Below are 13,117 nucleotides of genomic sequence, written 5' to 3' on the forward strand. Positions count from 1 at the left end.
GCGTGATCCGATTGCGCGATCCGGCTCCGCGCGGTGAAGCTCGTGGCGGGCATACCTGCGGTGGTAGCGGCGGCATAGGTGCCGAGGTGGCGACGGCAAGGGTGTCGTGGTGGCGGCATGTGCGCCGTGGTGGCGGCATGGGTGCCATGGTGGTGGCGGTATGGGTGCCGTCCCGACATATCCGGAGAGGTGAGCGAGCATGCGGATTTCGGTGGCGACCGACAGCCTGGACGGCGTGGCCGAGCGCGTCGTGCAGCTGCTGCGTACGCGCGGGCACGAGGTGGTCACGCACGGCGCGCTCAACCCGGAGGAACGCGACGACTGGGCGTGGGCGTCCGAGCTCGCCGCGCGCGACGTGAGCGAGGGACGCGCCGACCAGGCGGTCGTGTGCTGCTGGACCGGCACGGGCGCATCGATCGCGGCGAACAAGGTGCCGGGCGTACGGGCGGCGCTCTGCGTCGACGCCTACACGGCCGGCGGGGCCCGCAAGTGGAACGACGCCAACGTGCTGGCGCTGAGCCTGCGGCTGACGTCCGAGGTGGTACTCGACGAGATCCTCGACGCCTGGCTGGCCGGTGTACCGAGCACGGACGCCACAGACCAGGCGAACGTCTCCCACCTCGACACAATCTGACGACGCCTCGCCGTACGGGAAATGACCTTGGGCGGAATCGCGGAAACGTCGGTGCCGCCCTTTAGGGTGCTGGGCATGACGGATGTGCTCCTCCACGGCGGGCGGCCGTGGGGTCACGAGGCGCCTGCCGACATCCTCGTCCGCGACGGTCGTATCGAGCGGGTCGCGGCCGGGATCGACACGCCCGCGGCGCAATCGTTCGACGTCACCGGCGGCCTCGTGCTGCCCGGCCTCGTCGAGGCTCACTGCCATCTCGACAAGACCCTCTACGGAGGGCCCTGGGTGCCCCACTCGGCCGCTGACACGCTGGCCGGTCGCATCGGCAACGACCTGGGCCGCCGCGCCGAGCTGGGCGTGCCGAGCGTCGAACGCGTCGCCGCGCTGCTGGCGCGGATGAGCGCCTACGGCACCACCCACGTCCGTACCCACACCGACATCGACCCGCTGGTCGGCCTGCGCGGCGTGGAGGCCGTGCGGGAGGCGGCGGCGGGCTCGCCCATCGACGTGCGCCAGGTCGCCTTCCCGCAGCACGGCGTGCTCACCAACCCCGGCACGGCCGACCTGCTCGAAGCGGCGCTCAAGAGCGGCGTGGAGGCGGTCGGCGGGCTCGACCCGGCGGGCATCGACCGCGACCCGGTGCGCCATCTCGACATCGTCTTCGGGCTGGCGGAGCGCTACGGCGCGCAGCTCGACATCCACCTCCACGACGGCGGCTCGCTCGGCGCCTGGGAGCTGGAGCTCATCACCGAGCGCACCAGGGTGCTCGGGCTGGCGGGCAGGGTGACGGTCAGCCACGCCTACGCGCTCGGCCAGGTCGACGAGGCCTACCAGGACCGCCTGGCCCAGGGCTTCGCCGAGGCCGGGGTGGCGCTGGCGACGGCCGCCGTCTACAGCTTCCCGGTGCCGCCGATCAAGAAGCTCCGGGCCGCGGGCGTCACGGTGGCGTGCGGTCATGACGGCATCCGCGACCTGTGGGGCCCCTACGGCAGCGGCGACATGCTCGAGCGCGCCATGCACGTGGCCTACCGCAGCACGTTCCGCAGGGACGAGGACATCGAGCTCGCGCTGGAGGCGGCCACCTACGGCGGCGCCCGCGTGCTCGGCCTCGACGCCTACGGGCTGGCTCCAGGCGACCGGGCCGACCTCGTCGTCGTCCCCGCGAGCGGCGCGGCCGAGGCCGTGATCACGCACCCGGCGCGCACTCTGGTCATGAAAGACGGCACCGTCCTGCACAATTGACCGGCGGGACCATCGAAAGGCAGGCAAGTGCTCTCTATTCACCAGCGGATCGCGGAAGAGCTCGGCGTACGCGACGGGCAGGTGCTGTCGGCCGTCGAGCTGCTCGACGGCGGCGCGACGGTGCCGTTCATCGCCCGCTACCGCAAGGAGGTCACCGGCGCCCTCGACGACGCCCAGTTGCGCACGCTCGAAGAGCGGCTGCGCTACCTGCGCGAGCTGGAGGAGCGCAGGACGGCGATCCTGGAGTCGATCGAGTCTCAGGGCAAGCTCGACGACGAGCTGCGCGCCCAGATCATGGCGGCCGACACCAAGGCCCGGCTCGAGGACATCTACCTCCCCTACAAGCCCAAGCGGCGCACCAAGGCGCAGATCGCCCGCGAGCTGGGTCTGGAGCCGCTGGCCGACCAGCTGCTCGCCGATCCCTCGCTCGACCCGGCCGCGCTGGCCGAGACGTTCGTCACCGAGGGCGTCGCCGACGGGGCCGCCGCGCTGGAAGGCGCGCGAGCGATCCTCATCGAGCGCTTCGCCGAGGACGCCGACCTCATCGGCGGCCTGCGCGAGCAGCTCTGGGGTCGGGGCCGGCTGATCTCCACGGTCCGTGAGGGCAAGGAGGAGGCGGGGGCGAAGTTCTCCGACTACTTCGAGTTCGGGGAGCCGTTCACCAAGCTGCCCTCGCATCGGATCCTGGCCATGTTCCGGGGCGAGAAGGAGGAGATCCTCTCCGTCACGCTGGAGCCCGACGACAGCCCCGACTACGAGATGCGCATCGCCTCCCGCTTCGGCATCTCCGACCAGGGCCGCCCGGCCGACCGCTGGCTCAACGAGACCGTACGCTGGGCCTGGCGCACCCGCATCCTCGTGCACCTGGGCATCGACATCCGGATGCGGCTGTGGCAGGCGGCCGAGGACGAGGCGGTCCGGGTGTTCGCCACCAACCTGCGCGACCTGCTGCTGGCCGCCCCCGCCGGCACCCGCACGACCATGGGCCTCGACCCGGGCCTGCGCACCGGCGTGAAGGTGGCCGTGGTCGACGCGACCGGCAAGGTCGTCGACACCGCCACCATCTACCCGCACGAGCCGAAGCGGCAGTGGGACCAGTCGCTGGCCGTCCTGGGCGCGCTGGCGCAGAAGCACGGCGTCGAGCTGATCGCCATCGGCAACGGCACCGCCTCCCGCGAGACCGACAAGCTGGCCGGTGAGCTGGTCAAGCACATGCCGTCGGTGACCAAGATCGTCGTATCGGAGGCGGGCGCCTCCGTCTACTCCGCCTCGGCCTACGCCTCCTCGGAGCTGCCCGACCTCGACGTGTCGCTGCGCGGCGCGGTCTCCATCGCCCGCCGCCTCCAGGACCCGCTGGCCGAGCTGGTCAAGATCGATCCCAAGTCGATCGGCGTCGGCCAATACCAGCACGACCTCGCCGAGACCAAGCTGTCCCGCTCGCTCGACGCGGTGGTCGAAGACTGCGTCAACGCTGTGGGCGTCGACGTCAACACCGCGTCGCCGCCGCTGCTCACCCGCGTGTCGGGCATCGGCGCCACCCTGGCCGAGAGCATCGTGCGCCACCGCGACTCCAACGGCCCCTTCAAGACCCGCGCGGCCCTGAAGGACGTGGCCCGGCTCGGGCCCAAGGCGTTCGAGCAGTGCGCGGGCTTCCTGCGCATCGCGGGCGGCGACGACCCGCTCGACGCCTCCAGCGTGCACCCCGAGGCCTACCCGGTGGTCCGGCGCATCCTCAGCTCGGTCCAGACCGACCTCAAGACGCTGATCGGCAACACGGCGACGCTGCGGGCGATCAAGCCGCAGGAGTTCACGGACGACACGTTCGGCCTGCCCACGGTCACCGACATCCTGCGCGAGCTGGAGAAGCCCGGCCGTGACCCGCGGCCGGCGTTCAAGACCGCGACTTTCAAGGAGGGCGTGGAGAAGATCTCCGACCTGCTGCCCGGGATGATCCTGGAGGGCGTGGTGACGAACGTGGCCGCCTTCGGCGCGTTCGTGGACGTCGGCGTACACCAGGACGGCCTGGTCCACGTCTCCGCCATGTCCCGAAATTACGTGAAGGATCCCCGCGATGTCGCCAAGCCCGGCGACATCGTCCGCGTCAAGGTCCTCGAGGTCGACATCCCCCGCAAGCGCATTTCCCTGACCTTGCGCCTGGACGACGAGACCACCTCCGAGGGCCGCGCTTCCCGCGGCCAGGGCGGCGCGGGCCGCGGCTCGGCTGGAGACGGTGGCCGAGGCTCAGCCGGAGACTCGGGCCGGGGCTCAGCAGGAGACGGCGGCCGCGGGGCGGGCGGTGCCCGCGGCGGCGCGGCGGGCGGAAACGGCGGGCGCGGCGCGGCGGGCCGTGGGGCCGCCGGGTCCGGCGGACGCGGAGACGGTGCGCGAGGTGGCGGCGGTCGCGGAGATGGCAGTCGCGGAGATGGCAGTCGCGGTGACGGCGGTCAGCGCGGCGACAGCGGCCAGCGGGGTCGTGGGGAAGGCCAGCGGGGCGGCGCCCGCCGCCCGGCCCCCTCAGGCGCCATGGCCGAAGCCCTCCGCAAGGCCGGCCTCACCGGCGACGACCAGTAACTCCCGCCCTCGACCTGCGCCTTGGGCAGCGGGCACGGCGTCACCACACGCCGTGCCCGCCCTGTTGGCCCGCGTCGTGGACCGGACACCACGGCGTCACCGCTCATCGTGCCCGCCCTCTTGGACGGACGCACCACGGCGTCACCGCACGCCATGCCTGCCCTTTCGGCCTGTGTCGTGGACGAACGGCCCGGTCTCACCGCGCACCGGGCCGAGGGGCCGCCCGCCGTCGAGGTGGTCCGCTGCCGGGATCGGAGGACTACACCTCACTCAACCACTGGGTCCTCCCGGTGGTCGGCACCCCGCGAGGATCTGTCAGTACTTCTTGATGTCCCAGGCGTGGCCAGTGGCGTTGCGCTTGCCGGGGCAGGTGGCGACGGACTGCCCCTCTATGCCCGACGAGACGGCGACCCACGGGCCACGCACCTTGCCGGTGGGACACGTGGCCACGGCCTGTACGTACCCTGAGCCCCTATCGCAGCTGGCCCAGGTTTTGTATTTCTGGTAATAGATACCGCTGTGGCAGCCGCTGGGCACCGGTTCGGCCAGGGCAGGACTCGGCGCGAGGGGGATGACAGCCGCGACGGTCGCGGCCATTATCACAGTCATGATCGTCTTTTTCATGCGGGCGATCTTAGTAAGGCATTCGGAACTTATCCGGCTTTTCGGATGACCGTTGCCAGGACCGACCTGAGACGGCCGCCGTCGGGCGATCCGCTGCCGGCAGAACTTCGGGGAGTCGGCCAGGCCTGCTGGGGCGATACGGTCGGAGGGTGAGCACATCTGCGTACACCACGGCGATCACCCAGGCCCGCGACCTGCTCAGGTGGCGCTCACCACTGCGCACCGAGCTCTGGGCGGCCCGGCTCACGGCCACGCTGCGCCCGGCGGAGGTCCAGCCGCTCATACGACAGCTCACCGAAGACGGCAGCCCGGAGGCGCGCCTCACCCTCGCCGCCCTGGCCACCGTGGAGCCCGCAGCTCTGGAAGCCGCGGACACCGCAGCTCTGGAAGCAGTGGAGACCGCCTCGGACGATGTCGAGACCGCAACCACGGACGACGTGGAGGCCGCAGTTCTGGGCGACGAGGCGGATCAGGGCGCCGGACAGACGGCCGCGCAGGAGCCGGGAGGAGATAAGACGCTTCGGGAGACGCTGCGTGAGGCCGGGAGGGAGGCCGCGCGGGGGCTGCCCGAGTGGGTCGGGCGGATGGGGCAGGTGGAGTGCGAGCAGGCGTGGTACGGCAAGGCCGACCGCTACGGCGAGCAGACCCTGGCTGCCCTGCGCTTCCGCTACCCCGATGACAAGGAACCGCACGTCCTGATCGTAGGCATCGACCAGGTCAACGGCGGCCTGGCGGTCGACGCGACAGTCGAGGAGCCGAAGTTCCTCGACGACCTGGACCTGCGGTCGGCGGATCCGGCGGTGGTGGCGGGGCGGGTGCTGGACGCGTTCGAGATGACCGACCTCGTCATGGGGGCACCGATCGCCGAGAGCCTGCCCGCCGTCCGCCCCCTGGCGCTCGCCCGTGCGCAGACCGTCCCCGATCCGGTACGGCAGGCGCCCGATGACACCTTGTCCCGGTTCCTGGATCTGCCAGACCTGCCGGGAGCGCAGGAGGCGTTCGAGCAACTGGTCGAGTTCGTGGGCGATCGGCCCCTGTGGTGGAGTCCGGCCCGGGTCTCACGGTTCCTCACCTCCTGGTTGCCGCGCGAGGCGATCCTGACGGACGCGGCCGTCTCGGCCATGCCCGAGGTGGTCCGCGCCTGGAGCCGCTTCCACGGCGCCGAGCCGGAGGTGCTCCAGCGAATCGACGCCGACGCGCCGCGCCTGCCCGCGCTGATGGCGGACGAGTCGCTGGCGGGCCTCCGCAAACGCATCGCCCAAAGCGAACGATGACGCCGGGCTACGGCCTGGGCTCATCATTTGGCTACTTTTCGCCGGCCAGGCTTAGCTGAATGGCCCGTAAATACGCGGAGGACAGGCAGCTTCAACGCGAGGCGAGTGCTCGTCGCGCTGCATTGATCACGTTGTGCGCGTCGGCACCGTACACCGCGGACTCCTGGAGCGTCTTCCAGGTGCGCAGGTAGGTCTCGACGCTGCTCGCATCGTCGAGCCACAGTTCGGCATGCCATGTTTCGGTGACTACTTGGCGATCGTCGTAGATCCAGAAGCCGGCTCCGGGCGGGATCTTCAGCGAGGCACTCAGTGGCACGATGCCCAGCTCTACGGTGTCCATACCGATGCCGCCTCAGCAAGCCACCGACATGCATGCGGTGCATCCCCGAGGCGCTGGACGCGTGCCCGCATCTCCAGCACCAGGCCCACGTCTACACCTCGCCCGACTACAAACCATGGGGAGTAAAAGGAATCGTCGTCTCCCCCTCCCGTCCGCCGACTCTCCACGACGTCCCACTGACCGACTGCCACACGCTGGAATACACCCTCGCCAGGGCCCTGATCGTGCACGTATCGGACCTGCGGCCCGAGATGGTCCAGAACGACCGGTAACCACAGGCGGGCCAAGCCCTTCTCAGAGAGCGAGATCGAACGGGCACCCCGAGCAAGTCCGCTACCAGCGGCAAGTCGCAGCAGCAACCACGAACATCACCATCTACAACTGGAGTAGTAGGTACGGGCGGCTATGCTGCGCACTGGACGTTTTACCGCCGCCCCCGCACGGGCGTCTCAAGGGAGATCAACGTAATGTACAAGGAGTTCGCCGCAGAGGCCGTGGTCTGGCTCGTCCCGGTCGTGGTCCTCATCGGCCTCGCTCTGATGGTCACCTCCTGACGGTCAGGGGCCGGACCGGGTGCGACCCCTGGCGTCCTGGTCAGCGGTAATACTCGGAGTGCACGACCGTGGTGACGTCACGGTCGAAGCGGATCCCGCCGTCGAGCCACCGGTTCCACATGTTCGAGAGCGTACGGGTTCTGACGGTGCATGACCCCCAGCGGGTGCGTTTGGCACGGATGGTGCCGACGTAGTCGTAGCAGGACCCGACCTTCTTGCCGTTGACCTTGAGCCGGGCGTTCAGGCTGACGGCATAGAGGGTTTTGCGGGAGATGTTGGTGATCCGCACCTTGACCAGGCACGTGTCCTTGCATCGGCCAAAGTAGATCTTGTACTTGACCAGGTGTGGCTTGGCGGTGCTGGAGAGGGTGGCCGTCGGACCCGCGGCCACCCCGACAAAAGCGGAAGCCCCCGTGAAAGCGGCCACCCTCGTGAAGGCGGGTGCCGGAGAAGCGGCGTCCCCAGCGGCCGGTGCCACAAGCACCGCCACCACCGTGGCCGCTAAGAAGAAGACGACGAGATCCTTGACCATGTTGCCCCCATAGCGTCAACATGCCGCCGCTTCCGCCCGTCGAAAACCGTCGAAAGCCATTGAAAGCCATTGAAAGCGGCATCAGGGTCCCGATTAACCGTCAGGAAAATGACCGAGTCAATCGGCCTTCCGACCACACCCCTATTACCTCTCGTATTACCTCTCGTCACGAAGCCCAGGCGAGCAATGGACGCAGCTGTCGCAGGCGTTTCAACGCCTGTTTCTCCAGTTGCCTGATGCGCTCTCTGGTGAGCCCGAGACGATCCGCGATTTCGGTATAGCTGCGGGCTTCATTGCCCGCCAGGCCGTACCTGAGTCTGAGGACGAATGCCTCTCGCGGCGGGAGCGAGGTGAGCACTTGGTGCAGTTCGGCGTTGAACGCGCGGCGCTCCGTGAACTCCTGCACCTGGAGACCGTCCTCGTCGGGGATCATGTCGCCGATGCTCCCCTCGCCGTTCTCGCCGACGGGCACGTCCAGGCTGACCGTCTCCTGGGCGAGCCGCCGTAGCACGGCGACGTGGCGGAGCGAGCGTTCCGCGGCCTTGGCGAGCTCCGCCTCCCGGGGCTCGCGCCCCAGGTCGGCGGCCAGTTGCCGGGCGATTCTGCTCAGTCGCGCCAGCTCTTCGGCGACGTGCGTGGGCAGCCGTACGGTGCGGCTCTTGTCGTGGATGCCGCGCTCGATGGCCTGGCGGATCCACCACATCCCATAGGTGGAGAACTTGTAGCCACGTTTGTAGTCGAACTTCTCCACGGCCCTGATCAACCCGAGATTGCCCTCCTGGATGACGTCGAGGAGTGGGAGCCCACGAAAGGCGTAGCGTCTGGCGGCGGCCACCACCAGCCGGAGATTGGACCTGATGAGCAGGTCCTTAGCACGCTGCCCGTCGCGGCGGACGTGTTCGAGCTCCGGTGTGCCCTCGCCACGGCTGATCAGGTAGCCCGAGTAGAGCCCCGCCTCGATCCGTCGTGCCAGGTCCACTTCGTCCGCGGCGGAGAGCAATGGTGTCTTTCCGATCTGCTCCAGATACATGCCGAGCAGGTCGGGCTCTTCGGCCGACATACCAATGCGACTACCCGGTAAACGGCGGCGAACTCCCCTGTTCATTGAGTTCCGCGATGGCGAGTTCGGCGGTGGTGCGGATGTCGAAGAACTTGTCGAGGGCGGTGATCGCGAAAAGGTGCTTACACCTGCCATTCAGCCCGGAAAGCAACAGCCGGCCGCCGGAGGCGGTCACCGCCTTGTGCAGATAAACGAGCACGGAAAGCCCGGAAGAATCGCAGACGCTGACCGCCTGCATGTCGATGACGAGTAAGGGTGGCTGGGTCAGGTCGAGCGCCTTGGTGACGCGATCACGCACCTCGGCCGCGGACCCGAAGTCGAAGTCTCCCGTGAGCCTGGCGATGACACACGGTCCCTGGAGCCCGAGGCTGATCGACAAGGCCTGCTCCGAAGTCACCCAGTTCCACCTACCCGCATTGCTCGCCCGATGCCACCACTTTACGAGAAGTAGCGTCTTGGGTTGGACACCAGCATCTGCTCGATCTGATCGCCGGTCACACCCGAGTCCAGCAGTGCGGCCAAGACCTCATCGTGGATGTGATCGTAGCGCCAGTTGGGCGCCATCGTGCGTAGTGCGTCATCCCAAGACTCCACAAAGTAGTCCATAAAGCAGGCGGTGTCGTGGCTGAGGACCATCCGATCAGCGTATCCCCGCTGGCAGAGGGCGGCGATGGTGGCCACCCGGTCGGACGTCGCATTGTAGGCATCCAACCCGAATCTATCCATCCCCAGCGTGGCGCCCGTGTCGGCCAGACGCATCAGGTAGTCGAGATCGTTGGTGTCGCCCGCGTGCCCGACCACGACCTTCGTCAGGTCCACGCCCTCCTTGGCGAAGAGGTCGAGCGCGGTCAGCCCGCTCTGCGTGAAGGAGTTCGTGTGGACGGTGATCGGCGCGCCGGTACGCACGTGCGCCCGCGCGACGGCCCGGCCGATCCGCTCGACCCCGGGCGTCAGGCCCTTCTGCTCGACCACGCACTTGAGGAACGCCGCCTTGACCCCGGTGTCGGCGATGCCCTCGGTGAGGTCGCGTACGAAGTCGTCGATCATCGGATCGGGCATGTCCAGGAGCAGGCCGGGGCCGCGGTAGTCGTACTGGTGAGGCAGCTCTTCGAAGCTGTAGATGCCGGTCGCGGCGATGATGTGCAGATCCGGCACTTCGGCGGCGATGCGCTGGATGCGGGGGATGTACCGTCCGAGGCCCCACACCGTCGGGTCCACGATCGTCCGCACGCCCTTCGCCGCCACCGCCTTGAGCTTGCCGATGGCGTCCGTGACCCGGAACTCCTCGTCCCACCAAGCGCCTTTGCCGTAGTTGTCGAGAAACTCGGTAGAGAGAACGAAGATGTGCTCGTGCATCAGGGTCTGACCGAGCTCATCGACGTCGACGGGACCGCGAACGGTGTTGACGGTGGGCATGAGCGCCTCCATACCGGCTGGTCGGTGCCGCCAACCTAGGCCGCCCCCTACCCCCCGTCAACAATGGACGAGCGTCGCCAGCGAGGTCTCCCTGTCACCGGGCTCTTGCGGCCGCCGGCGGTCAGGTAGTCGTGCACGAAGATCTCGGTGGGCAGCGGCAGGCCCGCCGCGAGCAGCATCGCGGGCCAGTACACCGCGTGAAAGCGGATCACGCCCTTGCCCATCAGATGGACCTTGCGCGCCCGGCACGGGTATGCCCCAGCCGCGGGCCCGGTCCGCGGCGCGCGAGACGCTTACTCCGGCGTGGGCACCACCAGCACCGGCCGGCGCGCGTGGTGCAGCACGCGGTCGGACGTGCTCCCGAGCAGCAGTGACTTCACCCCGCCCTGCCCCCGCGTCCCGGTGACGATCAACGTGGCCTCGATCTCGTTCGCCACGTCCACGATGGACGACCACACGGACAACGCGTCCGGCTCACACCGCGGCGAAGCGTCGAACCCCGCCTGTCTGGCCAGCTCCGCGCCCTGCGACGCGAGCTCTCTCATGGCCTGTCCGACGGCTTCGTCCTCGACGGGCGAATCGTCGATGGTCATCATCAGCCCGGCCGACGCCCGCGCCGAGGCCAGCGCCAGGCGTTCCCACACGGTCAGTACAACGGCGCGCGCGCCGGGCATCAGCGGGCCCGCGAAGGCGATCGCTGCCTTGGCGTCGTCGGAGCCGTCGTACGCGATCAGAATGGTCTGCTCAGTTGCTTCCATAGGCGAGCTCTTTCCAGATCAGCCCGTTTCACGCTCTGGATCCGGGTAGCCAGCGGGTATGACTGTCACACAGTTCCGGGACCTGCCTCTCGCCGACCGCGACCGCGAATGGGACGCGGCGGCGGCCGACAAGCGGGTGCGTAAGTGGGCGGACGCCGAGAAGAAGCCCGACGAGAAGTACCGCCAGGCCTTCCTCTGGTACGACAGCGACGACGCCGACGAGTTCGGCGCCTACAAGCTGCCGATCGCCGACGTCGTCGGTGGTGAGCTGAAAGTCGTCCCACGGGCCGTGATCGCCGCCGCCGCGGTCGTGGACGGCGCCAGGGGCGGGGTCAAGATCCCGCAGGGCGACATCGAGAGGGTCAAGAAGAACCTGGCCAAGTACTACGCCAAGATGGGCGACACGCCACCCTGGGAGCGCTGAACCGAAGGCTTGAGCAGCGACATCCCGGCCAGGGCCAGCACCCCGATCTCGGTGAGGACCACGACCCGCTGGGTGAGCCCGGCGGGGATGTCGTCGTTGGACAACTCGATGCCGAACATCCGCACGACGTACGGGACCACGACGAGCAGCAGCGCGCCCAGCGCCACCGCGCTCAGGACCCGTACGGCCCTGGCGTAACGGACTCGCGCGTTGGCCAGCAGCATTCCCGCGGCCGGCATCACCAGGAAGGCGGCGAAGGCGGCATATCTATGGATGCCGCCCGACAGCGAAAGCGGCACCCCCGGCCGGTCCGTGGGGAAGGCACCGATCAGGAACATGCTCCCGCCCCACGCCAGCAGCAGCAGCACGACCCAGACACTCGCGCCCGCCCGGCGCAGCGACTCGGCGATCAGTGCCGAGCCGACCGCGAACAGCGTCAGCGAGGTCGGCAGCAGCCATCCCAAGGGCTGAAAAGCGTACTCACTGATCACGCTGTGCATGGGGTCCAGCCCCGATTCCGCGTGCAAGGTGAGCATGGCGCCGGCGCCGGTTCCGATGGCCGCGAATCCACTGACAAGCAATGCCTTCATGCTTCAAAGGTCGTGGAATACGGGCTTCCGGAGTATCGGAGATCGACCCGAACAGGCCCTGAAGCGCCCCTTAATACCTAGGTCGTAGCACTTCGGATACCGGCCCACTGACCTGCGGGAACCCACCCCTGGGTCTAGCCCGCCGCCTCAGGGTAGGTAGGGCCAGCTATACCACCGCGGGCAGGTCGAAGTAGACCCTGATCACGGTGGCGCCCGCTCGCGTGTGCACGCGGACCAGGTCGCTGAGCAGGTTGACGATCAGCAGGCCGCGCGAACCGGGAGTGCGCGGATCGACCGGCATCCGCCCGGCCAGCGGGTCGATGATGTGGCCCGAGTCGCTGACCTCGCACACCAGCCGGTCGGCTTCGGCCCAGACCCTGATCAGCCCGGCGCCGCCGCCGTGATCGAGGCTGTTGGCGCCCAGCTCGGCGACCGTCAGGCGGATGTCGTCGAGCCTGGCCCGGCTGAACCCCAGCTCGGCGGCCCGCCCGGCGGCCAGCCCGCGCGCGGCGGCCAGGTTGGTGTGGTCGAAGCGGAGCGAGAGGAAGTCGGCGGGCTCGTCCAGCGGCTGGTTGTGCCCGTCGACGACCTTCTGGGGCGCGTAGTCGCCGCTGTGCCACTCGCCGGAGCCGTCGCGCAGCACGGGATGGGTCTGCTCGGCCTCGCGGATGACCTCGGGGTCGAGCCCGTCGAGGTCGTAGGGGCACAGGATCGTGACATGGCGCCCGGCGAAGGCGTAGTTGATCAGGGCTTCGTGCTGGGCGCAGGCGGGATATTCCGTCACCGTGCGGCCCGGCCAGATGGGCTCGCCGATGATCCGTACGTGACCGACGGGGTGGCGGTCCGCGAACTCGCGGAGCACGGCGGGGATGATGCGTCCGGGATTGCGCCCGGCGCTGGTCATGTCGAGCAGGAGCACCTCGTCGGCGTCGCGCCCCAGCCCGGCCTTGATCAGGGCGAGATTCCTGGGCGGAACCGCGACGGCGACGGGCTCTCCCGAATCTAGCCCTTCGCGGACGAAAGCCGTGGTAGCCGCCACATATTCCCGATCGCCTCGATAGAAGAGTGCCGGGTGTACGAAGGGATCCGCCGCCATCACAC

The 13,117-nt window shown here is 68.9% G+C and carries 16 protein-coding genes; 6 read left to right on the forward strand and 10 right to left on the reverse strand.

The genetic code is table 11. The annotated features are described in order from the left end of the window. The first annotated feature begins 199 nt into the window (after positions 1–199). The 3 genes from AB0C30_RS45460 (at position 200) to AB0C30_RS45470 (ending at position 4,444) form a co-directional block, all read left to right on the forward strand. Entirely contained in the window at positions 200–634 is a 435-nt protein-coding gene (locus AB0C30_RS45460) for an RpiB/LacA/LacB family sugar-phosphate isomerase (protein WP_357955929.1), read from the forward strand. 75 nt (positions 635–709) lie between these two features. Further along, positions 710–1,873 carry an amidohydrolase gene (locus tag AB0C30_RS45465; RefSeq protein WP_357955932.1) on the forward strand — a complete coding sequence of 388 codons (1,164 nt, stop codon included), beginning with the start codon at positions 710–712 and terminating at the stop codon, positions 1,871–1,873. A gap of 27 nt (positions 1,874–1,900) precedes the next feature. Further along, on the forward strand, positions 1,901–4,444 hold the full coding sequence (locus AB0C30_RS45470; protein ID WP_357955934.1) for a Tex family protein: 2,544 nt from the start codon (positions 1,901–1,903) through the stop codon (positions 4,442–4,444). Between the two features lie 315 nt (positions 4,445–4,759). Here the strand turns inward: AB0C30_RS45470 and AB0C30_RS45475 are convergent, their stop codons facing one another. Then, on the reverse strand, positions 4,760–5,053 hold the full coding sequence (locus AB0C30_RS45475; protein ID WP_357955936.1) for a hypothetical protein: 294 nt from the start codon (positions 5,051–5,053) through the stop codon (positions 4,760–4,762). Positions 5,054–5,217: 164 nt separating this feature from the next. Between AB0C30_RS45475 and AB0C30_RS45480 the strand changes: the two genes are divergently transcribed. Beyond that, entirely contained in the window at positions 5,218–6,342 is a 1,125-nt protein-coding gene (locus AB0C30_RS45480; protein ID WP_357955941.1) for a hypothetical protein, read from the forward strand. A 91-nt stretch (positions 6,343–6,433) separates the two neighbouring features. Here the strand turns inward: AB0C30_RS45480 and AB0C30_RS45485 are convergent, their stop codons facing one another. Further along, complete coding sequence (locus tag AB0C30_RS45485) at positions 6,434–6,682, reverse strand: Scr1 family TA system antitoxin-like transcriptional regulator (protein WP_357955943.1); 249 nt, start codon at positions 6,680–6,682, stop codon at positions 6,434–6,436. A gap of 32 nt (positions 6,683–6,714) precedes the next feature. Here AB0C30_RS45485 and AB0C30_RS45490 point away from each other — a divergent pair, with 32 nt between their 5' ends. Continuing rightward, positions 6,715–6,954 (forward strand): hypothetical protein, encoded by a 240-nt coding sequence (locus tag AB0C30_RS45490; protein ID WP_357955945.1) that lies wholly within the window; start codon positions 6,715–6,717, stop codon positions 6,952–6,954. A 322-nt stretch (positions 6,955–7,276) separates the two neighbouring features. Here the strand turns inward: AB0C30_RS45490 and AB0C30_RS45495 are convergent, their stop codons facing one another. From AB0C30_RS45495 to AB0C30_RS45520, 6 genes are all read right to left on the reverse strand, one after another. Next, complete coding sequence (locus AB0C30_RS45495) at positions 7,277–7,768, reverse strand: hypothetical protein (protein WP_357955947.1); 492 nt, start codon at positions 7,766–7,768, stop codon at positions 7,277–7,279. Positions 7,769–7,934: 166 nt separating this feature from the next. Then, positions 7,935–8,828 carry a sigma-70 family RNA polymerase sigma factor gene (locus tag AB0C30_RS45500; RefSeq protein WP_357955949.1) on the reverse strand — a complete coding sequence of 298 codons (894 nt, stop codon included), beginning with the start codon at positions 8,826–8,828 and terminating at the stop codon, positions 7,935–7,937. Positions 8,829–8,838: 10 nt separating this feature from the next. Further along, positions 8,839–9,225, reverse strand: coding sequence for an STAS domain-containing protein (locus tag AB0C30_RS45505; RefSeq protein ID WP_357955951.1), 387 nt, complete (start codon positions 9,223–9,225; stop codon positions 8,839–8,841). Positions 9,226–9,266: 41 nt separating this feature from the next. Then, a complete protein-coding gene (locus AB0C30_RS45510) occupies positions 9,267–10,244 on the reverse strand; it encodes a phosphotriesterase-related protein (protein ID WP_357955953.1) in 978 nt (325 codons plus the stop codon). Positions 10,245–10,291: 47 nt separating this feature from the next. Further along, positions 10,292–10,468: a class I tRNA ligase family protein gene (locus AB0C30_RS45515; RefSeq protein ID WP_357955955.1), complete on the reverse strand. Its 177-nt coding sequence runs from the start codon at positions 10,466–10,468 to the stop codon at positions 10,292–10,294. A 69-nt stretch (positions 10,469–10,537) separates the two neighbouring features. Next, complete coding sequence (locus tag AB0C30_RS45520) at positions 10,538–11,002, reverse strand: universal stress protein (protein ID WP_357955957.1); 465 nt, start codon at positions 11,000–11,002, stop codon at positions 10,538–10,540. Between the two features lie 58 nt (positions 11,003–11,060). Here AB0C30_RS45520 and AB0C30_RS45525 point away from each other — a divergent pair, with 58 nt between their 5' ends. After that, on the forward strand, positions 11,061–11,426 hold the full coding sequence (locus AB0C30_RS45525) for a hypothetical protein (RefSeq protein ID WP_357955959.1): 366 nt from the start codon (positions 11,061–11,063) through the stop codon (positions 11,424–11,426). On the opposite strand, the gene AB0C30_RS45530 is transcribed toward AB0C30_RS45525, so the two are convergent. Together AB0C30_RS45530 and AB0C30_RS45535 are read right to left on the reverse strand one after the other, a co-directional pair. After that, positions 11,387–12,016 carry a DUF998 domain-containing protein gene (locus tag AB0C30_RS45530; protein WP_357955961.1) on the reverse strand — a complete coding sequence of 210 codons (630 nt, stop codon included), beginning with the start codon at positions 12,014–12,016 and terminating at the stop codon, positions 11,387–11,389. The genes AB0C30_RS45525 and AB0C30_RS45530 overlap by 40 nt on opposite strands. Before the next feature lie 166 nt (positions 12,017–12,182). After that, positions 12,183–13,112: an anti-sigma factor RsbA family regulatory protein gene (locus AB0C30_RS45535; RefSeq protein ID WP_357955962.1), complete on the reverse strand. Its 930-nt coding sequence runs from the start codon at positions 13,110–13,112 to the stop codon at positions 12,183–12,185. Positions 13,113–13,117: the final 5 nt, after the last annotated feature.

The sequence above is a fragment of the Nonomuraea sp. NPDC048901 genome (genome assembly GCF_040649695.1).
Taxonomy (GTDB): Bacteria; Actinomycetota; Actinomycetes; order Streptosporangiales; family Streptosporangiaceae; genus Nonomuraea.